Annotated in this window: 26 protein-coding genes, 1 other RNA gene and 1 riboswitch; of the genes, 5 read left to right on the forward strand and 22 right to left on the reverse strand. The window is 41.2% G+C overall.

Going from position 1 to position 26,458, the window contains the following annotated elements:
• Window positions 1-19 precede the first annotated feature (19 nt).
• Window positions 20-119: riboswitch (purine riboswitch) on the reverse strand.
• Between the two features lie 136 nt (window positions 120-255).
• From MHB69_RS10015 to MHB69_RS10060, 10 genes are all read right to left on the reverse strand, one after another.
• Complete coding sequence (locus MHB69_RS10015; protein WP_342495531.1) at window positions 256-1,761, reverse strand: carboxypeptidase M32; 1,506 nt, start codon at window positions 1,759-1,761, stop codon at window positions 256-258.
• A 125-nt stretch (window positions 1,762-1,886) separates the two neighbouring features.
• Window positions 1,887-3,824, reverse strand: coding sequence for an ATP-dependent DNA helicase (locus MHB69_RS10020; protein WP_342495532.1), 1,938 nt, complete (start codon window positions 3,822-3,824; stop codon window positions 1,887-1,889).
• 75 nt (window positions 3,825-3,899) lie between these two features.
• Entirely contained in the window at window positions 3,900-4,097 is a 198-nt protein-coding gene (locus tag MHB69_RS10025) for a hypothetical protein (RefSeq protein ID WP_024428119.1), read from the reverse strand.
• A gap of 105 nt (window positions 4,098-4,202) precedes the next feature.
• A complete protein-coding gene (locus MHB69_RS10030) occupies window positions 4,203-5,357 on the reverse strand; it encodes a class I SAM-dependent RNA methyltransferase (protein WP_024428118.1) in 1,155 nt (384 codons plus the stop codon).
• A 108-nt stretch (window positions 5,358-5,465) separates the two neighbouring features.
• An RNA gene (gene rnpB, locus MHB69_RS10035) (RNase P RNA component class B) lies at window positions 5,466-5,852 on the reverse strand.
• A 60-nt stretch (window positions 5,853-5,912) separates the two neighbouring features.
• On the reverse strand, window positions 5,913-6,218 hold the full coding sequence (gene gpsB / locus MHB69_RS10040; RefSeq protein ID WP_012010336.1) for a cell division regulator GpsB: 306 nt from the start codon (window positions 6,216-6,218) through the stop codon (window positions 5,913-5,915).
• A gap of 75 nt (window positions 6,219-6,293) precedes the next feature.
• On the reverse strand, window positions 6,294-6,836 hold the full coding sequence (locus tag MHB69_RS10045) for a DUF1273 domain-containing protein (protein WP_029706022.1): 543 nt from the start codon (window positions 6,834-6,836) through the stop codon (window positions 6,294-6,296).
• Between the two features lie 48 nt (window positions 6,837-6,884).
• The gene (locus tag MHB69_RS10050; RefSeq protein WP_080652975.1) at window positions 6,885-7,121 is read right to left on the reverse strand and encodes a CotD family spore coat protein; all 237 of its coding nucleotides are present in this window, start codon (window positions 7,119-7,121) and stop codon (window positions 6,885-6,887) included.
• A 316-nt stretch (window positions 7,122-7,437) separates the two neighbouring features.
• Complete coding sequence (locus tag MHB69_RS10055) at window positions 7,438-8,685, reverse strand: ribonuclease H-like domain-containing protein (RefSeq protein WP_342495533.1); 1,248 nt, start codon at window positions 8,683-8,685, stop codon at window positions 7,438-7,440.
• 24 nt (window positions 8,686-8,709) lie between these two features.
• Window positions 8,710-10,956: a DEAD/DEAH box helicase gene (locus tag MHB69_RS10060; RefSeq protein WP_061109275.1), complete on the reverse strand. Its 2,247-nt coding sequence runs from the start codon at window positions 10,954-10,956 to the stop codon at window positions 8,710-8,712.
• 159 nt (window positions 10,957-11,115) lie between these two features.
• Between MHB69_RS10060 and MHB69_RS10065 the strand changes: the two genes are divergently transcribed.
• Window positions 11,116-12,234 carry an NADH-dependent flavin oxidoreductase gene (locus MHB69_RS10065; RefSeq protein ID WP_024428115.1) on the forward strand — a complete coding sequence of 373 codons (1,119 nt, stop codon included), beginning with the start codon at window positions 11,116-11,118 and terminating at the stop codon, window positions 12,232-12,234.
• Between the two features lie 57 nt (window positions 12,235-12,291).
• Here the strand turns inward: MHB69_RS10065 and MHB69_RS10070 are convergent, their stop codons facing one another.
• Window positions 12,292-12,798, reverse strand: coding sequence for a PTS glucose transporter subunit IIA (locus tag MHB69_RS10070; RefSeq protein WP_034280784.1), 507 nt, complete (start codon window positions 12,796-12,798; stop codon window positions 12,292-12,294).
• A 168-nt stretch (window positions 12,799-12,966) separates the two neighbouring features.
• Between MHB69_RS10070 and MHB69_RS10075 the strand changes: the two genes are divergently transcribed.
• Complete coding sequence (locus MHB69_RS10075; RefSeq protein WP_034280483.1) at window positions 12,967-13,386, forward strand: Hsp20/alpha crystallin family protein; 420 nt, start codon at window positions 12,967-12,969, stop codon at window positions 13,384-13,386.
• A 20-nt stretch (window positions 13,387-13,406) separates the two neighbouring features.
• Here the strand turns inward: MHB69_RS10075 and MHB69_RS10080 are convergent, their stop codons facing one another.
• The 3 genes from MHB69_RS10080 to MHB69_RS10090 all read right to left on the reverse strand — a co-directional run bounded on the left by MHB69_RS10080 (window position 13,407) and on the right by MHB69_RS10090 (window position 14,640).
• Window positions 13,407-13,868: a YppG family protein gene (locus MHB69_RS10080; protein WP_342495534.1), complete on the reverse strand. Its 462-nt coding sequence runs from the start codon at window positions 13,866-13,868 to the stop codon at window positions 13,407-13,409.
• A gap of 108 nt (window positions 13,869-13,976) precedes the next feature.
• Complete coding sequence (locus tag MHB69_RS10085) at window positions 13,977-14,357, reverse strand: YppE family protein (protein WP_224426683.1); 381 nt, start codon at window positions 14,355-14,357, stop codon at window positions 13,977-13,979.
• A 49-nt stretch (window positions 14,358-14,406) separates the two neighbouring features.
• Window positions 14,407-14,640 carry a DUF5446 family protein gene (locus MHB69_RS10090; protein WP_224426684.1) on the reverse strand — a complete coding sequence of 78 codons (234 nt, stop codon included), beginning with the start codon at window positions 14,638-14,640 and terminating at the stop codon, window positions 14,407-14,409.
• 197 nt (window positions 14,641-14,837) lie between these two features.
• Here MHB69_RS10090 and sspM point away from each other — a divergent pair, with 197 nt between their 5' ends.
• Window positions 14,838-14,942 carry an acid-soluble spore protein SspM gene (gene sspM, locus MHB69_RS10095; protein WP_024422772.1) on the forward strand — a complete coding sequence of 35 codons (105 nt, stop codon included), beginning with the start codon at window positions 14,838-14,840 and terminating at the stop codon, window positions 14,940-14,942.
• Window positions 14,943-14,965: 23 nt separating this feature from the next.
• Here sspM and MHB69_RS10100 read toward each other — a convergent pair whose 3' ends face one another.
• A complete protein-coding gene (locus tag MHB69_RS10100) occupies window positions 14,966-15,922 on the reverse strand; it encodes a DUF2515 domain-containing protein (protein ID WP_342495535.1) in 957 nt (318 codons plus the stop codon).
• 46 nt (window positions 15,923-15,968) lie between these two features.
• On the opposite strand from MHB69_RS10100, the gene recU reads away from it, so the two are divergent.
• Complete coding sequence (recU, locus tag MHB69_RS10105; protein ID WP_034280474.1) at window positions 15,969-16,604, forward strand: Holliday junction resolvase RecU; 636 nt, start codon at window positions 15,969-15,971, stop codon at window positions 16,602-16,604.
• 19 nt (window positions 16,605-16,623) lie between these two features.
• A complete protein-coding gene (locus tag MHB69_RS10110) occupies window positions 16,624-19,338 on the forward strand; it encodes a PBP1A family penicillin-binding protein (protein WP_342495536.1) in 2,715 nt (904 codons plus the stop codon).
• Window positions 19,339-19,374: 36 nt separating this feature from the next.
• Here the strand turns inward: MHB69_RS10110 and MHB69_RS10115 are convergent, their stop codons facing one another.
• From MHB69_RS10115 to dinG, 7 genes are all read right to left on the reverse strand, one after another.
• A complete protein-coding gene (locus MHB69_RS10115) occupies window positions 19,375-19,884 on the reverse strand; it encodes a YpoC family protein (protein WP_342495537.1) in 510 nt (169 codons plus the stop codon).
• The gene (gene nth, locus MHB69_RS10120) at window positions 19,881-20,543 is read right to left on the reverse strand and encodes an endonuclease III (RefSeq protein WP_034280464.1); all 663 of its coding nucleotides are present in this window, start codon (window positions 20,541-20,543) and stop codon (window positions 19,881-19,883) included. The genes MHB69_RS10115 and nth overlap by 4 nt, the downstream gene beginning before the upstream one ends.
• Window positions 20,544-20,560: 17 nt before the next feature.
• Window positions 20,561-21,265, reverse strand: coding sequence for a DnaD domain-containing protein (locus tag MHB69_RS10125; RefSeq protein ID WP_342495538.1), 705 nt, complete (start codon window positions 21,263-21,265; stop codon window positions 20,561-20,563).
• A 99-nt stretch (window positions 21,266-21,364) separates the two neighbouring features.
• Window positions 21,365-22,657 carry an asparagine--tRNA ligase gene (asnS, locus tag MHB69_RS10130; RefSeq protein ID WP_342495539.1) on the reverse strand — a complete coding sequence of 431 codons (1,293 nt, stop codon included), beginning with the start codon at window positions 22,655-22,657 and terminating at the stop codon, window positions 21,365-21,367.
• A 114-nt stretch (window positions 22,658-22,771) separates the two neighbouring features.
• Complete coding sequence (gene tseB / locus MHB69_RS10135; protein WP_024422779.1) at window positions 22,772-23,257, reverse strand: cell wall elongation/penicillin-binding protein regulator TseB; 486 nt, start codon at window positions 23,255-23,257, stop codon at window positions 22,772-22,774.
• A 12-nt stretch (window positions 23,258-23,269) separates the two neighbouring features.
• On the reverse strand, window positions 23,270-23,440 hold the full coding sequence (locus MHB69_RS10140) for a YpmA family protein (RefSeq protein WP_065214698.1): 171 nt from the start codon (window positions 23,438-23,440) through the stop codon (window positions 23,270-23,272).
• A 132-nt stretch (window positions 23,441-23,572) separates the two neighbouring features.
• Window positions 23,573-26,365, reverse strand: a complete 2,793-nt coding sequence (gene dinG / locus MHB69_RS10145) for an ATP-dependent DNA helicase DinG (RefSeq protein WP_342495540.1) — start codon at window positions 26,363-26,365, stop codon at window positions 23,573-23,575.
• Between the last annotated feature and the right edge of the window lie 93 nt (window positions 26,366-26,458).

A 26,458-nucleotide genomic window follows, 5' to 3' on the forward strand; every position in this document is an offset into this window, starting at 1 on the left:
CTTCAGCTCAAACAAGAGCTGTTTCATTTTGCTCACTCATAGTCGGACCTTATCGGTGTCCGGTAGAAACTTGCGTGCCATCATCACGCGATTATATGAGTGTTATAGTGTTCAAATTATAACAAGATTTCAGACGCTTGGAAAGCACTTTTCTAGAAAAATACCGAACTTAAATAATAGATCAGAACAAAATGTTCGTTTTTAGAATATTCAAGCATCAAAAAAGCACCCCTCTCATGAAAGGGTGCCCTTCTTTTATGATAAATACAGTTTTGTATATTTATCTGTTAAGTAGTCGATTAAATATTGAACATTTAATTCTTCGCCTGTTGCATCTTGAATGATTTCAGATGGCTTTTTCCGTTTTCCATGCTGGTGAACATGTTCCGTCAGCCATTCTTTTATCGGTGCAAAAGAACCATTTTGAATAAGCTCATCAAAATTTGGTAAATCTTTGATCATTTGCTGCTTTAATTGCGCTGCATACATATAACCAAGGGCATATGAAGGGAAATAGCCAAAGCTTCCATCAGACCAGTGAACATCCTGCAAGATACCGAGTGCATCATTAGGAGGCGTAATGCCAAGATACGCTTGATATTTTTCATTCCAAAGTGCAGGCAGATCTTCAACTGCTACTTCTTCATTGAAAATCGCTTTCTCAATTTCATAGCGGATGATAATGTGAAGCGGATACGTCAGTTCATCGGCTTCAATTCGAATGTAAGTCGGCTTCGATTCATTCACTGCATGCACAAAGTCTTCTAAAGAAACATCTTTAAATTGCTCAGGAGAAGCTTCTTGCAGCTTTTGATAATACGTTTTCCAGAAATCTTCGTGTCTGCCGATAAAGTTCTCAAAGAAAAGAGACTGTGATTCATGGATTCCCATCGAAGTCCCATCACATAAAAGTGTTCCGCTCAGTGCTTCATCAATGTTTTGCTCATAGATCGCATGACCACATTCATGAATCGTTCCAAAGATCGCCATTCGAAAATCATGCTCATCATAACGGGTCGTCACACGTACATCGCCTCTGCTTAACGTTACAGCAAATGGATGAACTGTTGTATCCAGGCGGCCTGCGTCAAAGTCATATCCTAATTCTTTTAAGAAAAAGAGACTCAATTCCTTTTGTTTATCGATTGGGAAGCTTTTCGATAAAAATGAAGTATCCGGCTTATTAGGTGAGGCTTCGATTTTTTTCACAAGAGGAACAATAGCGTCACGAAGTGCACCAAACTTTTGATCAAGCTGTTCAACCGTCATATCTGGCTCATAGTTATTGAGCAGCACATCATAAGGCGTTTTTTCCACGCCCCAATATTGGATGAAACGCTTGTTAAAGTCAATAAGCTGTTTTAAGTATGGTGCAAAGAGTGAAAAGTCTGATTTCTCCCTTGCTTCTACCCAAACATGCTCCGCTTTTGATTGTAAAATCGAGTATTCTTTAAATTCTTCTTTCGGAATTTTACTGTTTTCATCATACTCTTTTTGTGATAATTCGAGCGCCTTCTGTGTATCTTTTGACAGCTCATCTCGATGTTTGTTTAATGCGTGAAGAAGATCTCTCATTTCGTCAGAAGTCTTCATATTAAAAATATCACTTGATAATTGACCGATCGTTTCAGCTCTAAAATCCGCACTTTTTTTAGGTGCTTGTGTTCTAGAGTCCCAATAAAGTAAATGGAGCGCCTCTGTATAATGGGCGATTTTCCCTAGTAATTGATAAAACGCTTTCTCAGTTGCTTCAAGACTCATGCGTTTGTTCCCCCAATCAATAAAATATGTATGTACGTTTCAAGGCTACTTCAATGAATGTTCTTTTGTCAATGAAAAAGGAGGATACACCGTGGTATCCTCCTCATTTGCAAGTTTTCAGCTATTTAAGATGTGATGATGGGCTTCACTGGCAGGACGGATTCAATTTTACTTTGAAGCTTAGTATCTTCTTTACGATCAAAGTAAATATGAATGCTTCCTGCGTCTTGGCTTGTCCGGATCAGTCTTCCGATCCCTTGGCGTAAGCGAAGCAGCATATACGGAAGGTCAACTTCAGCATGTGCATCCTTTGCTTCATTCCGTTTCGCTTCAAATACCGGATCATGCGGCGGATAAGGAAGTCCCCAGATGATCACATTCGTTAATGATTGACCTGGAATATCAAGCCCTTCCCACAGATGAACAGAGCATAACACGGATGTTTCATCTGCTTGGAACTTTTGAACAATCGTGCTGATTTCCTCGTCTCCCTCAAAATATACGTCAAACGGCAGTGATTCATTTGATGCTTCAAGCTGTTTTCTAAAGAAATGAAGTTCATCAAATGAAGGGAAGAGAATCAGAGATCGTCCTCCATTTTCTTTCAGCTGAGTGATCACTTGCTGTGCTTTTGCCTCTTGCTCAGCGAGCTGCTGAATTCCATGGAAATAAATCTTCATTTGTTCATCGTAATCATACGGCGAAGCGACACTCATTGATAAGTAATCTTTAATCCCAAGACTTTCAGCTAAATAATCAAAGGATTGATTCTCAGACAATGTAGCGGAAGAGAAAATATATGGTCTTTTTTGCGAGAATACTTTTTCGCCAAGCACCTCTGCAACCGTCTTTGGCATCACAACAAATGTTGTATCTAATTCCTGTTTTTCCAGCCAGCTAATGGCATTTTTTTGATAAAGCGATAAAGAATACGCCATTTGTTCAATGTATTCTTCCACAACAGATAATTCGTATTGATCGATCGTATACATCTCAGATTCAAACACGAGCGCTTCTCCGATTTTTTCAAGCAAGTCACACAATTCACTTGCAGAACGCTTCACCTCATCGACACGCCCAATTTCAAGCCGGTGCGAGCCTTTGACTTCTTTGGCATGTGTTTTTAAGAGATAAAAGAACTCATCGTTTGTTGCAAGTGCATCTTCAACAAGCTCTGCAAATTCTTCGCGTATGTCGTTTTGCAAAAGACGTTCCAAAAATGTTTCGAGCGTTGATTGCTTCACTCGGTACGTTAACGCTTTTTGTGCGGCAAACTCGAGAAGATGTCCCTCATCAAATACGACGGAGCTATGCTCAGGAAGCAGCGGAAGCTGGCCCTCACGTTTCCGGGATTCCTTCGTCCACACATGCTCCATGTAAAAATCATGTGAACAGATGATGAGGTCTGTCGCTTTCCGGTAATGATCTCTTGATAAATTCAAACCACAGCGATGACGCATATCGCACGTCAGGCAGTCCTGAAACGAATCATAGCCAATTCGTGACCATTCATCATTTGATAACTCTGGATACTCTTTTCGATCGCCATACGGATAAAAGGTTTGCATGCCATGTGATTCATGGACAAATGAAGGCAGTGATTCATAAATATCGAGCCACTTTTCATCATCTTCACGCTGCATCGTTTTCTCCAGCTTCTTTAAGCATAAATATTGATCATGCGATTTACTTAATCTCGCATCTATTTGAATATCAAGGTGATTGGCAATTTTATAGATATCACCTTCTTGTTTAACGAGCTGTTCAATTAACGTTTCGTCTGCACATGCAATAATCGCAGGCTTCCCTGTATACCTTGCATATGTGACGGCAAATAATAGATAGACGATAGTTTTGCCTGTGCCTACCCCAGCTTCGGCAAACATCACACTTTTTTCTTTAAAGGCTCTTTCTAGTTGAAAAGCCATAAATATTTGTTCATCTCGAAGATCAAAGCCCTTTTCTGGCAAAATGTCATAAAACACATCACCAATCCAGTTGCCCAGTTCTTCGTAAAAATTGTGTTCTTTTGATAATGAAAAAGGCAAACGAGATGCTGTCACCTGCTTCAACCCCCAACTTTTGAATCATTCAGACATTCAATAGTACCATTTACGCTGGGGAAAAACAATCTTTTTTTATGAGCGCAGGCGATGTTGATAGCTTTCCTTCATTAAAAATGCATGCTCAGAACGTTCTATGTATGCCTGAGCCAGCGCCAAATCTTCGATGGCTGCCGTAAGCTGAGCAGATTGTCCACCTTCATGCCCTTCTATTTCTTGAGCAGTCGAATTGAGTGCTTTTTGGATTAACTGAATTTGATCATAATGAATCATGAAGACACCTCTTTTTTTAAAATCAAGTTCAGTTTATTCCGTCTTGCTGAGAGTTATACCTTTTCAGCATAAAAAAGCCGCACCTTTTTTCGGTGCGGCCATTTCTTACGATTCGGTTGGTTGCTTTCTAGGCGGGCGTTTTCCCCAATATTGATAATAGTCTGTTTTAATAAATCCATTAAACAGCTTTCTCTTTTTCGTCGCTTTTCTTCCGAAGCACTCTTCGAATTTTTCGTGTGACGTTAAGATGTAAATGGACCATGTATCTAGGTTCTTAAACGCTTCACCCATTCCTTGATACATTTTTTCAACAGCTGGTTTATCACTCAGTCGTTCACCATAAGGAGGATTTCCAACAATCACACCGTACTCTTCTTTTGTTTGAAAGTCTTTTACTTGCATTTGTTTGAACTCAATCAGTTCACTCAGTCCTGCTTCTTCTGCATTCATTTTTGCGATGTCTACCATACGATGGTCGATGTCACTTGCAATAATGCGGAGCGGCTGATCATAGTTTGCTTTTTCTTCGACTTCCACACGCGCTTTGTTCCATACGTCTTCACCGATCCATTCCCATGATTCAGACGCAAAATCTCGGTTAAATCCTGGAGCAATGTTTTGTCCTATCATCGCCGCTTCTATGGCGATTGTTCCTGATCCGCAGAAAGGATCAACAAACGGACGGTCAGGTGTCCAGTTCGTTAATAAGACGAGCGCAGCAGCAAGCGTTTCTTTAATAGGTGCTCCGCCTTGATCCATGCGGTATCCGCGTTTATGAAGACCTACACCAGATGTATCAAGCGTAAGAACCGCTTTATCTTTTAAAAGAGCGATCTCGATTTTATATTCAGGTCCCGTCTCTTCAAGCCATTCAGACTGAATGTTGTAGGAGGATTTAAGCTTTTGAGCGATGGCTTTTTTGACGATGCGCTGGCAGTCAGGCACACTGGCAAGCTGAGATTTCACAGATTTCCCGATGACAGGAAACGTACTGTTTTTTGGTAAAAAAGCGGCCCAGTCAATCGCTTTCGTTTGTTCAAAAAGCTCATCAAATGTTTTTGCCGAAAATTCAGCAACTTGTACCTTGATCCGGTCTGCTGTACGCAGCCAAAGGTTTGCACGGCAAATCGCAAGAGCATCCCCCTTGAAAATCACTTTTCCGTTGTCGACTGTGCACTCATAGCCAAGGTCTCTTACTTCTTTTGCAACAATTGCTTCAATTCCCATTGGAGCTGTTGCGATGAGTGTATAGGTTTTCATTGATTTATCACCTGTTTTCTCGTCCTTTTATGTATTCAAGATAAAAGCTCTCCATATGTTGAAATAGGAGAGCTTTGTTTCATCATGTTTATGATAACGGATTTAACGTTCTGTAAGCCATGTTTTGTTCCATCGTACTGCAAACGGCAAATGCCTCGTACTCAGGTGGTAATCATCTATCTACAGAATTCTCTGTCCTTCTCTCCGTTTGGTTCCTTTGAGAAAGTTCCCCTACCAAGTTTGGGTTTCTCGCTCGAGGGGTTTACCGCGTTCCACTCTCACCATTTCTAATGAGACTTCGTCACTGTGGCACTTTCAAGGATACTTTGCCATATCCTAAAAAGGACGTAGGCATTTTTCCTGCCGTCAGCCTTTCCCAGGCTGCCCTGGCTTATTTTTTCGCCAGGCACGAACACTACGGGCATCTCAGCACCGTGCGAGCATGGACTTTCCTCTGCAATGCCCTAAATAGCATTACAGCGATTACCCGAACGTTAATCAATAAGCGTTATTATAAACGACAATGACATCTGACACAAGCTTTTTCAGCAAGACTCAATCATAAAGTTTGCTGCCGAAAACGTGTTTCTCAAGGTTCGATAGTCTTTTTAAAATATCAAAGTTTGTTGTATTAGACTGTGCAGGCTGTCTTTTCCCTTGTTCAACAGCTTCTTCAAGCTGTTTTGACAAGTGGAGGTTTTCTTGTTGAAGTTTTTCGATTTCTTGGTTGAATGTCTCATAGTCTTTAATGACCATATCTAAAAATTTATCGACTTCTTCTTGTTTGTACCCTCTGACACCTGTTTTAAATTCTTTTTCTAAAATTTCTTTCGCAGAAAGCTTTACTTTATCAGCAAGCATCTTTTTCACCTCATATCGTGAATTCATAGTATATTTTTTCAGAAATACGTGACGTTGTCAAATTTTCTCTTGCTTTTAATCAAAAAACGGATCTTCCGCCTCAACCTGCGCTCTTAGATCATCCATCGTGATGTACATAATGGGGTAATCGGTATAGGCTTCCGCCTCCCTGATCATATACTTCGGCGATCCCTCATGCTCGGGATCATATAAGACGAGAAGACCATCTGTTTTTTCAATAAAAAAGCGATTCTTTTGTTTAAATTGTGCCGGACTTTCGTACGGTCTATGCGTGACACTTTCTACAAAATCGGCCTGTGCAAGAATTCCTTCATACAACTCTTTGTTTTGTTCATTCCAGCGCTCTTCCTGTTCATAAAATGGCGTAATGACTGCAAGTTTTAACGCTGGATATTCCTCCTGAAGCTCAAACACCACTTCGGCTGTCCAAATTTCTGCCCCAAGCTGTCCCGATATGAGCACCCATTCCAGACCTTCTTCGATAAGGGCTGTCAGCCTTTTTTGAAGCTCCGCTTTTATGTATTGAAGTGCAGGCTCGTCTTGTTTGAATATCCCAAGCTCAAACGGCTTGTACCCTGTGACAGCAATAATTTTCATTTTTTCACCTGCTTTTAAAAAATGGGACTTATAAAAGTCCCATTCACTTTATCTGTTACAGCAAGGTCCACCGCAGTTAAAGTGTTGATGTGTTGTCGGGTCCACCTGAGAAAACGTATGCGGGAAGTAGTGAACATGTTTGAAATTATGGTGGTGAACATTTGTCACATGCTGCGGGTGGATATGCGGCACAATTGTTGTTGACTCGCTGTGTGTACAGCAATGATTCGTCGGATGAACAATTGGCTGTGTAACATTCGGATGGCAATGATGATGATGGTACATGTAGCATTCCCCTCTCCTTTATTTTCTTACATTAACAATGTATGAATTAAGAGGTGTACATGTACTAATGCATTAACCTATTTTAAAAGTTGGCAAGAAAAATATCTTTATAGTTTGAAAACACAAAAGCGACCAAAATGACCACAAGAAAAAACAAGTAGAAAAGACCCTTATACATGCTATACGCTCCTCATTCAATATCTAACGTTATTTTACAGGATTCGCGGACTTTCTACAATAAAAGTGCTAAACAATTTTTATTTTCGGCCGAGAGCCGAACGTTGTCATTTTTTGCGCTTTCCCGGGTAATAATATTTCATTGCCCAGCTTTTCTCAATAGCCGTTTTTTTCGCTTCTCAAGCTCTTTTGTGTCTCGCTCGCTTAACGATGAGAAAGATAATAAAGATTCTGTGATGGAAAGAGCTGACTTTGCATCTTTTTGGCGATGCTCTTTACACTTCGCAAGCTCTATACCTGCTTTTAATGCCAAATGGACATCACTTGATTCAAATAATGTTTCCCAAATTCGAACTGCTTCATCCCACTCGTTTAGCCGTTTATATTGTAATGAGAGATCAAATGCCGCCTGATTGGCATGTTCAAAATCAGCACCTGTTAATTCCCGCAAATGCTTCGTAGCTTCCTGTACATCACGATGCGCAAGATGCCACCTAGCCAGCGCGTATTTCTCATCATGCTCCTTTACCGCATCCATAGATAGAATTTTTTTGGATAGATGGATGTAAAGGCTGATTAACGAAAGGACGTCTAATTCATTATGAGTCAAAATTCCTTCGATGAGCTTCGGTTTTTGTTCCTTTAAAAAGTGAAAATAGATCATCGGTGCTAAAAAACCCGGTGTGTCGCCTTCCCGGTGGACGTGCAGCTCTTCTTTTTCAACCACAGACAGCGCCATTCGTTCATATTTATGCTTCCACAATCGTCTTGATCCATGCAGAAGATCAAAGTGGCCAAACTCTGGAAGCGCAGGGATTTGATCTCGCAACAAAGTATGTCTCGTTTTCACTTGCGGCCAATCGAATGATTTTCCATTATATGTAACGAGTGATTCTACGTTCACTTCATCGAGAAAGCTTTTATAAAGAGCCGCTTCATTTCCCGGATTTGTGAGCAGGTGCTGTTTCACCACTACTTTGTCAGCAAAAACCCGCGCATGTCCTAGCAAGAAAATCATATTTCCCGTTCCGCCAGATAATCCAGTTGTTTCTGTATCAAAGAAAAACAGTTCATGCGGCTTGTAACCTTTAGCCGATAGAGAATGCTGGATGCTGCTTTTGTTCCATGCCTCGATAATCTTTGGCAGTTCCGCAAACGAGTAGAGTCCATGCTTATCATCTAATGAATAGGTGACTTCTCGAATGAGACAAAAGGAATTCTCAAAGTGATAAGGAGCTGCACCCAATTGCTCCCATTCCTTTAAAAATGGAATGTTTTCGGCCGTCACAGGCTGAGGCTGCCCTTCCACTGTTTTTTGACGTTTTTCGTTTGGCTGGTTGTGCGATAGGTGCTTCTTCATTCGATTTAATTTCCCTTTTAAAGACATGAGTAGGTATCTTCCTCCTTCCTCTTAAAATGCAGACATCAATTCAACAATGCTGCTTTTTCCGCTCACCTCTTTCATTTCCATGCCAATGCAGGATGGACAGCCGTTCTCACAGCGGCACCGCTCTATCAGCTGAATGGCTGCACCTGCTATTTCATCGAAACGAGCTTGGACTTCTTTGCTTAAGCCGATTCCGCCAGGGTAGTGGTCATATAAAAAGACTGTCGGTTTACCGGTATGTGCCGCTTTAATTTGTGAAACAACATGAATATCTGATCGGTCACACATCACAAAAGCAGGTACAATGTGCTGAAGAACATTTGCGATGCCAAGCAGGAGCTGTTCAAGTGTCTTCTCTTCAAATCTCCGCTCTGCCTCGTGTAATTCAAACCAAGCCGCACTCGTATGAATTTCTTCTTCCGGTAAGTGAATTGGACCAGAGCCGATATTTTCACCGGTACTGAGCCGGATTTTTTTGAAAATTGTTGGCATTGCGTTGACAGTCACATCACCGTAGTGAACAGATACCGCTTCTTTCTCTGTTGTTTGATCGATTTCCAGCACCTTGAGCTGAACAGCTAAATTAGCATCTGTATAGTATTCTACATCCACTTGTTTCACATAAGCCTTCAAATGCTCGTAATCTAGCTTTTCTACTTGATATTGAACCCCTTCATGTAAATAAATTGCTTCATCATGCAGCAGTGTCATTGCACTGAATCGATCCATCTCTCCAATAATCCGGACATTCGCTACGTCGGATTGATCCACAATCACCACATTTTCCTGACTTGCAGATCTCAGGCTGATCCCATGCGCTGGGAACGATTGATCTGACCAATAATACCGGTTCCCGCTAAAATGAAGAACCCCTTCCTCATGTAAGTATTGCAAAATGTCTTCTACTTCCATGCCGCCAAACTGTTCATCCGTCCGAAATGGCAGCTCGTAGGAAGCACATTTTAGATGATCCACTAAAATAATGAGATTTTCAGGATTGATTCTGGCTGCTTCAGGCGGTCTATTAAAGAAATATTCAGGGTGTCTGACAATATATTGATCAAGGGGTGAGGAACTTGCTACCATGATAATGAGCGCCTCCTCATGACGCCTTCCAGCACGTCCTGCCTGCTGCCATGTACTCGCTACACTGCCAGGATACCCCGTCATAATGCATACCTTTAGCTGACCTATATCTACCCCTAATTCTAGTGCGTTCGTGCTGACGACACCTAGAATGTCTCCTTCTCTTAACCCCTTTTCAATCACGCGGCGCTCTTTTGGCAAATAGCCTCCGCGATACCCGCGAATCGATTTTGGACCGATTTCTTTTTTCACAAGCTCTTGAATATGACTTAAAATCACTTCTACTCGTACCCTGCTTCTAGCAAAAACGATCGTTTGAATTTTTTCTTTTAAAAATGTTTTAGCCAATTGGTTGACGACAGTGGCAGCGCTTTGTCTAATATTTAATGGTTTATTCACCACTGGCGGGTTATAAAACACAAAATTCTTTTTACCGCTGGGCGCTCCGTTTCGTTCAATAAGATGCACTTTGCTCCCTGTTAGCTGCTGCGCCAGCTCTTTTGGATTCGCAATCGTTGCGGAAGTACAAATGAAAATCGGATCACTTCCATAAAATGCACAAATTCGCTTTAATCTTCGAATCACATTGGCCACATGACTGCCAAACACACCTCGATATGTATGAAGTTCATCAATGACAATATACTTCAAATTCTCAAACAAGCTGACCCATTTCGTATGATGAGGCAAAATAGCTGAATGCAGCATATCTGGGTTTGTGATGACAATATGCCCTGCTTGTCTGACTCGCTGCCGAATGGCCGGGGAGGTGTCCCCGTCATATGTTTCACTATGAATCGGAACATCCATCTCGCGGATGATCTCGTTAAGTTCACTCTTTTGATCCTGTGCGAGCGCTTTTGTTGGGAATAAATAAAGAGAGCGGTTTGTCTGGTCTTCTGCGATCGACTGAAGAACAGGCAGATTGTAGCAAAGCGTTTTACCTGAAGCTGTTGGTGTAACCGTTACTACATGCTCACCATCCATTACTCGTTCAAAGGCTTCCTTTTGATGAATATACAGCTCTTTCACGCCTCGTTTTTCAAGCGCCTTTTTTAGCCTATCGTCCACTCTTTCAGGAACGGGAGAGGTCTGTGCAGGCTTTGCTTCAATTTCATGCCAATGCTCTACCTGTTCGTCTTTCTTTAATTCTTCTATCAGTTCGTTCATTGTTTTCTTTTTCATATTGCGTCCACCTCTCATTCTAGTGTACCGAATATTCGTTTGCATGACTAGGCGGCAATTTTTTGATGCAGAATTATGAGCAAATACTTTGAACTGTTGTAACAATATCTATTACACTTCTAAAGTGAAATGATTTTATCAAGGAAGAAGATGATCAGATTGAAAAACGAATTTAAGCCTTTATTTGAACCATTTACGTTTCCAGGAGGCGCCTCTATTGATGGCCGGTTAGTGGTTGCTCCAATGACACACTTCGGTTCTCATGACGACGGCACCATTTCAAAAGACGAAATTGACTTCATTACAGCTAGATCAAGTGAAATGGGCATGGTGATTACTGCATGTGCGAATGTGACTCCAGATGGGAAGGCATTTGAAGGACAGCCTTCTATCGCAAGAGATGAAGATATCCCTGGCCTGAAAAAACTGGCTTCAGCTATCCAGGCAAAAGGAACAAAAGCCATCATTCAAATTCATCACGGCGGCTCTCAGGCTCTCCCTCATTTAGTTCCAAACGGTGATGTGGTTGCGCCAAGTGATGTGTTTAAAGATGGAAAACAAATTGCACGCGCTTTAAAAGAAGAGGAAATTACGCATATTATCGACTCCTTTAAAGAAGCGGCAAGACGAGCGGTTCAAGCAGGGTTTGACGGCGTGGAAATTCACGGAGCAAACGGTTATTTATTACAACAATTTTACTCACCGCATAGCAATCAGCGTACAGATCAATGGGGAGGAAATGAAGAAAAACGTCTAGCTTTCCCTATTGCTGTTGTAGATGCAGTTAAAGAGGCCATCAAAGAACATGCGGCTAAACCGTTTATCTTTGGATACCGGTTATCTCCTGAAGAACCAGAAACACCTGGTTTAACAATGACAGAGACGTTTACATTAGTGGATGTTCTCAAAACAAAAAGCCTCGATTATTTGCATATCTCTCTAATGGAGATTGGCTCTAAAGCAAGACGAGGCGCAGATTCTAATAAAACTCGTATGGAACTGCTAAAAGAACGCTGCGGCGATGCTCTTCCGCTTATTGGAGTAGGCAGTGTCATTACAGCTGAAGATGCACTCCATGCTTACAATCAAGGGATTCCTCTCATCGCTGTCGCACGAGAGCTGATCGTCGACCCAGATTGGGCTAAGAAGATTAAAGAAGGCAGAGAACAAGAGATTGAAACCGTCATTAAACGCAGCCAAAAAGACAAGTATCTCATTCCAGAAGGATTGTGGTCTGTCATGGAAGCAAGTCAAGGCTGGGTTCCGATGGAGGATTAATGTCCTCAGCACAATAAAAAACTACCCTATCAGTGGGTAGTTTTTTCTATTCATGGATTATTTCATTTTCACTGTAAAGAGCTTGGACATCTGCTTTTCTACAGAGCCTTTTGGTTCTTTATCAAGTCGTTCGATAAGGTCACCATTCATAATCACAATCGGTGTCACTGTACTTGATGCTTTCTCTTCAATCAGTTCTAAATCACATGTAATAAGAGGATCACCGATTTTCACTTTATCCCCTTCTTTCATGTGGGCTTCAAATCCTTCACCATTTAACCCAACTGTTTCAAGTCCGATATGAATCAGAAGCTCAAGCCCCGAGAGTGTTCGAATGCCAATTGCATGTTTTGTATGGAAGAGCTGAATGATTTCACCCTCTACTGGTGACACAATCGTCCCACTTTTTGGTTTTACTGCTACGCCGTCTCCCATCATCTTTTGAGAAAAGACGGGATCTGGTACATCAGTCATATCCATTAACTCTCCATCAACTGGAGAATAAATGACTTCTTCCTTTACATCATCTTGGTTTTTTCCGAAACCGAATAATTTTTTCAGCAATGTCAATTTGCTCCCTTCAAGCTTTGCTTCCTAAATCTATTTCGTGTATGAAACTTTACGCCCATACACCTTGCTTCATTCAACACTATTTAATCATAATTTTTTCCTCTCATCAATTGATAACCGCCTGAGCCCCTCTGCATAGGCTGTAGATGAGAGGTGATTCAGATGAAACATGAAGGCGAAAAAAAACATGAAATGCTGGCAAATGAAGATATGCTATATGAAGCGATTGAACAATTTTTTGCATCCTCCCCGTTTCACGAAATATTAAATAGTGCAGAGGCACTCATGACCACATCGCATTCACTTGCATCCATTACGACCGGTGTGACAGAGGATGAACAGAATGTGTATATCGAGATTCAATTTCCAGACCATTTTGTCGAAGGAGACATTGCGCTAGAAGTAAAAGCCCAATATTTACACTTATCAGTACAGGAAAAAATCAAAACAGATACGACTTCTTCGTATTCAAGCTTTACCAAAACCATTTTAATGCCGGCAAAAATAGATGAAACGAAAATGAAGAGTGTGTGGAAAGATCAATCGCTTCATGTGTCTGCGCCAAAGCAAACAACCCAATAGATCAATCTATTGGGTTTTAGCTATGCTTTAAAAATGCTTGTAAATCCTTTCGCCAATGAGCCTACTTGATTCATTGTACTCATCATTTGGCCAGCTGTATCAAACATTTTGTTAAAATCGTATTGCCCATTCGTCTTTTTGAATTGTGACAGCACACTTTTAAATTGAGATGGCTGCTGTTTTTGCGGCCTTGGCAATGGATAAGGGTTCATAGGCGGCTGCATGGGCATCATGCCTGGAGGCTGCTGCATTTGGGGTGGATTCATCGCTTCAGGCGGCTGTAAAGGCGGCACGTTTTCTTGGTATCCATAAGGCGGCTGATAAACAGTAGATGGTGCCTGATTCATTCCCCCTCCACCTTGATACGGCGGCATGAAATAGTCTGGAGGCTGCGGAGGCTGCTGCTGCATCTCTGGATACGGAAAAGGCCTTTGCTTGAATTGATTGAATTCATAAGGCGGCTGGTTTGAATAAGGGAACATCTATCTCGCTCCTCTCGCTCTCAACACATATTGATGACACTCATATATTATGACCAAGAGCAGAAGATGTGCCTAAAGAAGCCATAAGAAAAACGCAGCATCATGTCTTTAGCTGCGCTTTTTGATTTCTTCTATTAAAAGGTTCAGAGTGTAAACCACTGACTCAACTAAATTTTTTACACGGGGTGCGTGCTGTTTACCAAAATAAGATTGCAGGACAACCTCTTTTCCATTTTCTTTTACGGCTTCAAGCTGTTCTTGGTGTAAATATCTAGGTTTGGCCTGCTCAATAAACGAGATCGCAGCAGTGAGCCACTCCTCCATTTTCTGATCAAATGTAACAACGGCCGGCTGAATATCCGTATAAAAATCATACGATGGGTACTCCTCTTCAGCCTTTCCCTTTTGGTACTGCTCATACGCTTCTTCGATCCATATTCTCAAGTTTTGTGTATGTTCAAGTAATGTTTGATTATCCAAAGTGTTCACCTCTATGAACCATCCTATCAAACGTTTACCTATTGCTCAAATAGAAAAGCTATCCGGCGTGATATGCCGGTCTTGCTGCCAGTTTATACTCGGCTGCATGAAGCTTCACTTCACAGTCCTTTACTTCTGATTCAAGCCGGTCAATCATTTGTTCTTGCTCTTCTATCGCTGCACGTTTCGTCTGCTTCACAGCAAGAGACAGCTCTTCCTCCACCGCATCAATTTTTCGTTCGATTTCCTCTAACAACTGCATAATGGATTCTTTTGATACAAATTCGCTCATCATCAGATTCCTCCTTTATCGTCTTTCGTTACATTCTCTTTTCTTTCTCACCCTCCTTCACACATGACAAAACTAGAAGCAAATCGCCAATCTAAGTGTAGATAAGCGTTATTTCTTCCTTTTCGACAGATGCTTGTCCTTCTTTGTATGATTGCGTCCGATTGTGTAAATTCTAAAGACAAAAGGAGGTAGATTTCATGAAAAAGCAGCCAGCACCAAAAGAGCAAAAGCCAAAAGGGAAAGAAAACAGTCCAGATCAGCTGGATAAAAAGCTCGGCGGTCCTAATCGTCCATCTACGTAAAAAAAGCAGGCACCCCCTGCTTTTTATTTATGCAAAAAATAGTGCTCTAATGAGAAAAGAAAACGAAGCTGTCTTTTTTTATGAAAATACCAGTCGGTCAGCTCAATCTGCTTTGGCAGCGGCTCTGCCTCAAATAAAGATGGACTCAATTTCTTTTGAAACCAATCTTCCCTTTGATCGTCTAATGAATGTGTCATCACCGGATAAACCGTCCTAAGAAAAGGTGTTGACCTTCTAGCGATCCCTAAAAACGGTTCAAAATCAAACCGAGACCCCGTATGCGGAACGGTATGCAAAAAATGATAAAAATCCGAAAACAAATCGGCTCGAAATAATAGTTTCGCTAGTTTTTTACCTAATGTAATGCGATCCTTTACATTGGAAAACTTCCGTATGGTTAAGCCGTACAAATGCCCGTCCACCGTTGGAAAAACAACGGTTTGGAAATGTCCCCACTCGCTGAAAAGATATTGAATCGAGTGAAAAACATTCTTTTTCAGAAGAGGATTTTGTATAATAGGAGATTGTATAGTATATTGTTCATTTATGATGAGTGCATAAAGCAGACGCTCTGTGTCACGCTTTAGCCAGAAGCGTTCCCACTCAGCGCTCATAAAACGAGACACGGAGAAATAAGGAAGCAGATGAAACAAAGGTTTACTGCATCGCTTAGACCATTCGTACAAAAGAAGCTGAGGGTAAGCATCCGAAAAGATCAGCCAATTCGCTCTTTCATATGCTGTGAAAAAAAGGTGCCCCTGCTGATCCGTTAAACCTGGATGGAAGAGCTCGCCTTTTAAATCCGTCATGGACCACCCAGCATTTCTCGAGACAAAGGAAGCGAGCAGCGACCATTTCATCTCTGGATGCCGGTCATAAAAGCGCTTGTAGGCATTTGTCCTCGTCAGGTTGTCTTTATTTTTTGCTTTCGTATCACGCAAAATTTGCTGAGTGATGATATGCTCTTCTTGGGACAACATGGTGATCTCTCCAATACAAAATGCATTAAAAGGAGGCTGAAACTTGATGATTCGGTATCCAAACGGAAAATCGTATCAGCCCATACAACAAATTGGGACAAAAAAAAGAATCAGCGGCGAATCCTCTTATAGTAACCGCGGGATGACGCTTGAGGCTGATTTAAATGAAACAAACCAATACTATTTGGTCAACGGGATCGCAGTCATTCATAAAAAGCCTACCCCAGTTCAAATTGTGAATGTGGATTATCCAAAAAGAAGTGCTGCTGTCATTAAAGAAGCCTATTTTAAACAATCATCCACAACAGACTATAACGGGGTTTACAAAGGCCGCTATATCGATTTTGAAGCAAAGGAAACCAAAAGCACTACCTCGTTTCCGCTCAAAAATTTCCACGACCATCAAATTGAGCATATGAAACAGGTTGAAAAGCAAGGCGGTATTTGTTTCGTTATTATATCCGCTTTTGGCTCCGTTTATTATTTGCCCGCTTCAGATCTCTTTTTCTTCTGGGAGCGGCAGAAAAAAAACGGCCGTAAATCCATTAGCAAAGACGAATTAATGGAAGCTGGCCACATAATGACACTTGGATATTCGCCAAGAATTGATTATATTAAAGTAGTGGAGACACTTCATTTTTCGGATGAAAGCAAGCAGCAATTACGTTCGAAAAAGGTTTAACACGAAAGGTTGAGATGTGATGTCTGATCAATTTACAAGTCGTGAACAGCGACGTAAAGCAAGTCAAGAAAACAATAAGAAGCAAAAGAACAAAAAAGGCAAAAAGAAAGCAGGTCTATTTAAAAAAATATTTTTATCTTTACTCGTGATCGGTCTACTTTGTTTAGTTGCCGGAATCACAACTTTTGCCGTTTTTGCATCAAGCGCTCCTTCTATTGATGATAGTAAGCTTAAAACACCATACTCTTCAAAGCTTTATGATAAAGACAAGAAAGTGTTTGCAGAAGTTGGTGCAGAAAAAAGAACGTATGTCTCGATAAAAGATATACCCGATGTAGTAAAAGACGCGTTTATTGCGACTGAAGATGCACGTTTTTATAAGCACCACGGGATTGATCCAATCCGTATCGGCGGTGCACTTGTCGCAAACGTTGAGGACGGCTTTGGTGCTGAAGGCGGAAGTACAATTACACAACAGGTCGTGAAAAACACCCTTTTAAGCAAGCAAAAGACGCTAAAACGGAAAGTACAGGAAATATGGCTCTCGATTCAGCTTGAGCAAAAATACTCTAAAGATGAAATTTTAGAAATGTATTTAAACCGTATTTTCTTCTCTCCTTATGCTTATGGTGTGGGGAAAGCAGCTGAACAATTTTTTGGAGTGACAGATTTAAATAAACTAACCGTTGCACAGGCAGCCACACTTGCAGGGATGCCGCAGAGTCCTACTGTCTATAATCCAGTTAAAAATCCCGAGGCAGCGGAAAAACGCCGTAATATTGTTTTAAGCCTTATGAAAAAACAAGGCTACATTTCAGAAAAAGACTATGACGTTGCGAAAGCAACCCCTATCAGTAAGACCGTCGTTCCTGCTGATAAATATAAGAGCCAAAACTCTAGTAAGTATTCTGCCTACATTGAAGAAGTGATGGAAGAAGTTCAGAAAAAAGCCAAAGTTGATCCGTCAACTGATGGATTAAAAATCTATACATCACTTGATCGAAAAGCACAGGATCACTTAGATGATATCATCAATGGAGATTCAGTTGGATTTACGAAAGGGATGCAGGCGGGTGTGACTCTGCTTGATACGAAAAATGGTGAAATTCGCGCCATTGGCGGTGGACGTGATGTACCAGCAGGCGGCTTTAACTATGCGACGGATGCAAAACGACAGCCAGGGTCCACAATTAAACCGATCTTAGATTACGGCCCAGTCATTGAAAACAAAAAATGGTCAACATATCAGCAAATTGATGATGCACCGTATACGTACTCAGATGGTACACCGATTAATAACTTTGACAGAAGACATTTAGGTAAAATGTCGATGAGAAGTGCTTTGGCACAATCGCGTAACATCCCTGCACTTAAAGCATTCCAAGAAGCTGGTTCAGCCAATGCCGCTCAATTTGCTAATAATTTAGGCATGGACTTACCTTCTGATATTCCAGAATCTTATTCCATTGGTGGATTTGAAGATGGTGTGTCTTCATTAAAAATGGCAGGTGCATTTAGTGCATTCGGTAATAACGGATACTATAATGAACCGCACGCTGTTACATCTGTTGAATTTAATGACGGGACAAAGCTTGACCTTACGCCGGACTCAAAAGCAGCAATGAGTGATTACACAGCATTTATGATTACAGATATGCTGAAAACTGCTGTCCAATCTGGTACTGGTACACTTGCACAAGTACCGAACGTTCAAGTAGCTGGTAAAACAGGTACAACGAACTTCACACAAGATGTTATTAATAAACACAATATCCCTTCTGGCGGTGCAAAAGATTCATGGTTTGTCGGTTATACGCCGCAATATACAGCGGCCGTTTGGACTGGAATCGGTAATTCAAAAGATGCAGACGGAAAGATATGGCTGAATGATTACGAGCAGCGTGTTGCCAAAATCGTCTTCCAGCGATTGATTTCTCAAATTGATGATGGAAGCGGCTCATTTGAAAAACCAGACAGTGTCGTTGAAGCTACGGTTGAAAAAGGATCCGATCCAGCAAAATTAGCCGGACCAAATACACCAAGTGACAAGAAGACAACAGAATACTTTGTTAAAGGAACGGTACCAACAAAAGTCTCTGACACATACGAGAAAAAAGAAGCCGATAAGCCTTCTGATTTAAAAGCGGTGTATGATGAAGAGAAAAAATCCATCACACTAACTTGGGGCTATTCTGACGACGCTGATGCTACATTTAATGTCAAGCAAGCAGTTGATAATGGCGGCTATAAAGAGATTCAAAACAGCTCTGCTAAAGAAGCGGTCATCTCTGATGTGAAGCCTGGCTCCACATATAAATTCCAAGTGACAGCCACTGTAGATGATGTCACGAGTAAAGCGGCATCTACCTTCCTCACCATTAAGGATGACGCAGATGAGGAAGAAAAAGCGGATGATGAGAATAAAGAAGAAGAAGAACCGCAGCAGCCTGACGACGAGCAGACAGACCAAACAGACGATAACAAAAATCAGCCCCCTGGCACTGATGAGCAAAAGCCTGATGACAGAAAAGATCAAGATAAGGATAAGGATCAGGACCAAGGTGGAAATACAGAAAACGGAAATAATGGTTCTTCAGATAATGGCTCAGACAGTACAAATGGGAACAGCAACTCGCAAACTGATAATAAAGATAAAAAGAAAGATGATGAGAAAGCCAACTCTCAAAGTTCCAATTCGCAATCAAATGCTACTTCTCGAAAAGAAGATGAATAATGAAAAAGCACTTGCCTCCTATGGCAAGTGCTTTTTTTAACGCTGCTGTTTGATTTTTTTAAGTGCTTCATATTTTCCATACTGCTTTTTTAATTCCGTGTATAGCTCGTCCAATTGAATAAAGCAGTGATATTGAGTTGGTTTTAGCAAGATGAACTCTAAACGTTCCGTCCAATTAATCGGAGCAACAGGAAATGTCTCTTGCTTGATATGTTCCCATTCAAACGTTTGGACACTCTCCCCTTTGATCCAGTAAAACATCGCAATCATACTGACGATTCCTTGCAGCATATCATCTTCTTCACAGCGGGATTTTCTTGTTTGGAAACGAGGAAGCATTTTTTCTTTTAATTCGCCCCACAGCTCAAACATCACAGGAACAAATTCTTCAGTTTCCTGCCATGGAAGCTCGTCTGTTAAAGGTTCTGAAGATAGATCATATGCGAGCGGATTGGCCCTCAGTATATCTACTCGATCACCTTTAATCTCTACCTTTTTTTCTTTTAGCTTTTCGACATATGAGGTGAAAACAGCTGCCCCGCTCATGCCAGCTTCACCAATCCTTTTTTCAGCCTCTTCTGCCCTTCTCTGCACATATCAAGAAGCGGACACGATTCGCACTGCGGCCGCTGCGCCTTACAATGATATCTCCCAAAAAAGATCAGGCGGTGATGCGTCACAGACCAATCTTCTTTTGGCACCTTTTTCATCAAGGTTTGCTCTACTTCAAGCACAGAATCTTTCCAGCGGCAGATGCCTAGACGTTTACTGACTCGTTCTACGTGTGTATCTACTGCTATTGCCGGTACACCAAAAGCGACCGAAACGACGACATTTGCTGTTTTCCGGCCAACCCCAGGAAGCTTAACAAGCTCATCCCGGTCCTTTGGTACTTCACCGCCATATTCTTCAATCAGCATTTTGCTCAACTTTTGAATGTTTTTAGCCTTATTTCGATAAAGACCAATCGAGCGAATATCTTGCTGCAGTTCTTCAAGCGGTACACTTAAATAGTCTTCTGGTGTTTTATATTTTTGAAAAAGCGTTTTGGTGACCTTGTTTACAAGCACGTCTGTACATTGAGCAGAGAGTGCAACAGCAATCACAAGCTCAAATGGGTTGTCATGAACAAGCTCACACTCAGCCTCTGGAAACATATCTCCTATAATATCTAAACACTCATTGATTTGTTTTTTTGTTAACATGCCTTCTCCTTTATTGGTTATTGTTCCAGCCAATTATAAAAAGGAACTTGTCGTTTATAGGTGGACGTCTCTTCTTTTGAAGGCGGCGTTTTCTGCTGAGACCGGAAATGCTGGCTATGCTCTTTTGCTTCTTCCGCTGTTTTCAGCCCTTTCTTTTTCCACTCAAATAAAATTCGATCAATATAACGGAAATTTAATTTCCCTGATAAAACGGCTTCTCTTAGCGCTAGCCGAATCATCTCAGTATCATGATGGTCTTGATCCATCCAGATCGAAAGTGTTTCTCCTTCAAGAGGAGACAGCGGTCTGCCGAATTCATCTTCAAATAAAGCATATAAAGATTTTTCAGCCTGCACATGATGTTTTTGCGCTTCTTTCGCCTGTTTTGCTTCTAAAAAGTCATATAGCACGCCCCATAAAGGTTCTACTGAATAGCGGTCATGCTGAATACCAGACCTGTCTTCAAATGGCTGAATCGAGATAAATCCTTTTTGAATGAGATGCTGAACCATATACGCACACTCTTCCGCTGAAATGGTCATGCCTTGAGAAAGCTCTTCAAACGTTTGGAAGAAAATGCCTTGTTCTTCATTCATTTTAATTTTAAGCATCACCATCATCTGTGATTCATTCAGTCCTAACTGCTCATAATGAGCAATCAGCAAATTAGGCAAACTTGTCGACCCCATTTGCTGCATATTAATAAATTGCTGTCTATTCATCGGATACACCTCTTCATTTTAAGTATATCACGTTTTATTTCACGTGCCCCTCTAAAAAGACGTTTGAAAAAGCCTCCATTTGTTGGAGGCTTTCACGTCTTAAGGGTATAAACGGTTTAATAATCTTGGGAAAGGAATGGTTTCACGCACATGCGGCGCTCCGCTAATCCAAGCAACTGTACGTTCAAGTCCAAGACCAAAACCTGAATGCGGTACAGAACCGTATTGTCTTAATTCTGTATACCATTTGTAAGTTTCCTGATCAAGCCCATGTTCTTTCAATCTTGCTTCAAGAAGCTCTAAATCATGAACACGCTCAGAACCGCCAATAATCTCTCCGTAGCCTTCTGGTGCAATCAAGTCTGCACAAAGGACAACATCTTCACGATCCAGTGCTGGCTGCATATAAAACGGTTTTAATGATGTTGGGTAATGAGTGATAAACACTGGTTTATCATAGCTTTCGGCGATCGCTGTTTCGTGAGGCGCTCCGAAGTCATCTCCCCATTCGATATCATCAAATCCTTTTTCCTGCAAGAATTTAATCGCTTCATCGTAAGTGATGCGCGGGAATGGTGCTTTGATGTTTTCTAATTTCGCTGTATCACGGCCTAGTGTATGCAGCTCCACTTTACAGTTTTCAAGTACACTTTGAACAACATGAGACACATAATTTTCTTGATACTCAAGGTTTTCATTGAATTCGACAAAAGCCATCTCCGGCTCGATCATCCAAAACTCAATTAAATGACGTTTCGTTTTAGATTTTTCAGCTCTAAATGTTGGGCCAAATGAGAATACTTTTCCGAGTGCCATTGCTGCAGCTTCCATGTAAAGCTGGCCGCTTTGAGAAAGGTATGCATCTTCATCAAAATATTTCGTAGCAAACAGTTCCGTTGTGCCTTCAGGTGCACTTCCAGTTAAAATTGGCGGATCTACTTTCACGAAACCTTCTTGATGGAAGTATTCATATGTAGCACGAATAATTTCGTTACGGATTTTCATAATGGCATGCTGTTTTTTAGAACGAAGCCATAAATGACGGTGATCCATTAAGAATTCTGTTCCGTGCTCTTTTGGTGTAATTGGATAATCTGTCGCTTCATGAATCACTTCAATGGATTTCACTTGCAATTCAAAACCTAGCGGTGAACGCTCATCTTTTGTCACTTGACCTGTCACATAGACAGATGTTTCTTGAGTGACTGATTTCGCAAGCTTAAAGACTTCCTCTTCCACTTCTGCTTTTACTATGACTCCTTGAATAAAGCCTGTCCCGTCACGCAGCTGCAAAAATGCAATTTTTCCGCTTGAACGTTTATTGGCAATCCATGCGCCGATGGTTACTTCTTGATCGACGTGTTTGAACACTTGATTAATCGTTGTTTTCAACATAATTCCCTCCAAAGCCAGAAAGAAACTCACCTTTAGACAGGTGTGAATCTTTTTTCATACATTTTATTATAACCGTTCTAAATCAGCATGGTCAACGCAAGACAGGAGAAACTACGGTGTTAAATTTTTTTCGACGTGTCCTGTCGAGAAGTCGACATAGCTGAAGCTATATTGATTGTTTTCATTTAAGTATGTCACTTCCCAAAGAAGTACGTCACCTTCTCTTGCTAATTTGACTTCTTTTAGCTTAGAGACCGTGTTCTCCTTTTGAACGGCTTGTACTGCTTGATTCGAGGTAATGCCTTCTTTTGCTTTTTTTGCGATCACTTTTTCTTTTTTGCTGGCAGGAACCCAAACGTAGGTCGTTTCATTCTGTTTGTTTTTCCCTTCAACAATAAATTGTTTTTCTTTCCCGACAAAGGTTTCCACTTGCTCCACTTGTACGATGTTTGCTTGTTCTTTTGCTCGTTCGATCGCTGCTTCATGCCCTTGTTCTCTTTGTCCCATGGCAATTTGATAAATCCACGTAAAGCTGATGATGCCAATAAGCAGAACGAGAGCCACTACAGATGAAATAATCCAGACTATTTTTTTCATGTCAAGCTTCCCCTATGTGCGATATATCGTAAATACCGCTTGATTTTGGTCTTCTTGATCTAATGCTAATCCAAACATGAGATCTTCTCTTTTAAGCGTTCTGTTCAATAAGTCAACGATTTTGTATAGGTCTTCTGAATGCTTAATTTGAACAGTTGAAAGTACCTCTATTTTACTTTCCACTTCTAATTCCTCCTCGGTACGTAAATATTGTTAGACATACTTTTCTGCACAGGAACCGATACTATTTTTACAACGGAACACAAAAAGCCGTTACGATAAATTAACTCCAAACCCACACCAGCTAAAGGCCGCTTATGACAGCGGCTTTTCGTTGTTAAGGTTTTCTATATACGCCTCAAGTGACTCTTTTGACATCTCGTGAACCGGCGCATGAGGGAGTGATTCTAAAAATAGTTTTCCATATGAAGCGGTTTTCACTCGGCGGTCTAAAATTAGCAATGTGCCTATGTCTTTTTCAGAGCGCAGCAAGCGTCCAGCTCCTTGCTTAAAGGTTAACACAGCTTCTGGTAAAGCGACGGCTTTAAACGGATTTTTTCCTTGTTTTTTAGCTGCATCACATTTGGCTTCAATGAGCGGAGAATCAGGCGGCCTGAACGGAAGACGTGCCATGATGACTGTTGTCAGCTCTGAGCCCGGAAAATCAACACCTTCCCAAAAACTACCCGTACCAAGTAAAATGGCCTGTTTTGCTAATTTGAACATTTTCGTTAATTTTACGGGGCTTCCGCCTGTCAGACCTTGAGCAAAAAGGGCTGACTGCATCCCTTCTGTTTTTAGCTCTTCATAGACTGCTTTTAACATCTCATGTGAATTAAACAAAACCAATATTTTTGCATGCTGCTGTTTTTCCATAACCTTAATATATTGCGCAGCCTGCTTTACATAATCTCGTTCATCACGGTTCGTAATCGGCGGCATGTCTGCTGGAACAATGACCTTAAGCTGTTTTTCAAGTTCGAAAGGTGAATCAATTTGCACAAGATGAGGGTAAAAATCTTGCAGGCCAAACCGTTCCAAGCAATAATCAAAGCGGTGATTGATGGTGAGTGTCCCTGATGTGAGGACAACACTCTTTTTGTTCATAAAGAAACGATCAGCCAAAAGCTCCCCAGTATCTAACGGCTGTGCATGCATAAAGACTGCGTTTTTGGCACCTTTTGCATCAATTTCAATCCAAACCGTTTCATCGTTTTTCGGTTCAAAGATAAATCGGTACAGTGTACTGCAAAAAGTATGCATAAACGACATGACTTGGTCGTATTCCTCTGCTTCAAAGGCAAAGTGTCCTGTCAGCTGATCACTTTTTTGAAGAAGCTCACTTTTTTGCTGTTCATACAGCTTCTCACAAGCAATTAACAAGGAACAAAGCTTACTTGCCGTTTCTTTAATTCGTTTCCACTGAGCATGCTTTGAATGATGACGTACTCTATGAATGAGACGATTGATGTCGGCTTTTGGTTTTGTCCTTTTCACAAATGAATGGACGGTGCTAAAGAAAGCGTCACTTTCCATTTGAAGCTGATTGAGATACTCATCCATTTCAATAAAGGTGTCTGTCTGTAACCCTGCATGATGAAATCTCTTTTTCAGTTTCTTTAACAGTCCGCCTTGCAAGGAGCCAAGCTGCGTTAATTTCGCGTGAAGCTGGATATAAGACGCACTATCCCCTAGTGTTTCATTGGCTGTTTTCTCAAATTGATGGGCTTCGTCTATCACATATACGTCAGCATGCTGAAAGATAGACGATGCCTCCGTTTGTGATAAGAGCAGACGATGATTCGTTAAAATTAAATCAGCTGTTTTTGCCCTTTTTTTGGCGCGCTCATAAAAGCAATACTCTTTAAAACGGCGCTTTTTCGATGTAAACGGCATATGCACACAGGAAATGCGGTCTTTTATATTGGCAGCTCCTGACGGTAAATTCAGTTCAGATAAATCACCTGTTTCTGTTACAAGGAGCCACATTAAAATTTGCGCCTTCGTTAAGACGACATCATAGTTATCATCTTCCTCATGAAGCACATGCTCAAACTTATCTAAACAAATATAATGCGCTCGACCTTTAAATACACAGGCAGCAGGCTCAAACGGGAGCAATTGATTCAACATCGGCACATCGCGCTGAAGCATTTGCTGCTGCAAAAGTATGGAATATGTACTAATAATGACAGGTTTTCCTGATTTCCTTGCTTCTAGAGCAGCTGGGATGAGGTAAGCGAGCGTTTTCCCAATACCCGGTGCCGCTTCAATTAATGCATAGGCTCTTTCATGAAACACGTCTCTCACTTTATTCATCATCGTAAGCTGGCCTTCTCTTACCTCATAGCCTTCTACCGTTTGCGGAAGCTTCTTTTTGATCTCCTCAAACAGCTGTTCATCATCTTCACCTACTGAATGTGTCGCCCTACTGATAGGATTGGTGACATCTTTTACAGCAAAAGAGCCGACTTCCACCAAAGAATCTTCCCGGCTAGCATGGCTCGTTTCAAGCTGCTTAATTAAAAGTCCTATATCACTTAGGAGATAAGAGGATAATCTGCGCAGCTGCTTCAGCACATTTTTCGGTGTATGTTTTAATTGATGTAATAAAGTTAAAAATAACATGGCAGTAACTTCCGCATCACTATCCGCCCTATGCGGGTGGTCATGTGGAAGCATGAGCTCTTCACTTAATTCAGTGAGCTTATAACCTTCAAGCTCAGGATAAAGAATTCTAGAGATCTCAACTGTATCAATTGCTAGCACATCCAGCTCATGTTTCCCGCATGCTTTTAGTTCATCATTTAAAAAATTCAAGTCAAAATGAACATTGTGCGCAACAAAATAAGCACCCTGTATGAGATCATACACCTCTTGGGCAATGTCCTCAAAAAACACCGCATCGTCAACCATGTGCTGCTGAATGCCTGTCAGCTGTTCAATAAATCCAGGGATTGCTTTTCCCGGGTTCACATATTTTGAATACCGTTCGACAATTTGTCCATTTTCAATGACCACCGCAGCTATTTGAATGATTTTATCACCCTTTTTAGGTGAATTCCCGGTGGTTTCAATATCAACGACAACAAACCTTTGATCGGTCATAAAATGGACACCTCAATTCCTCGTTTCACCCTGAAGTGAAACACGCTCTGGACAAAATAGATGAAACAGAACAGCCTCTCTTCCTGAAACTGT

Source organism: Bacillus sp. FSL K6-0994 (genome assembly GCF_038630815.1).
Classification (GTDB): Bacteria; Bacillota; Bacilli; order Bacillales; family Bacillaceae; genus Bacillus; species Bacillus safensis.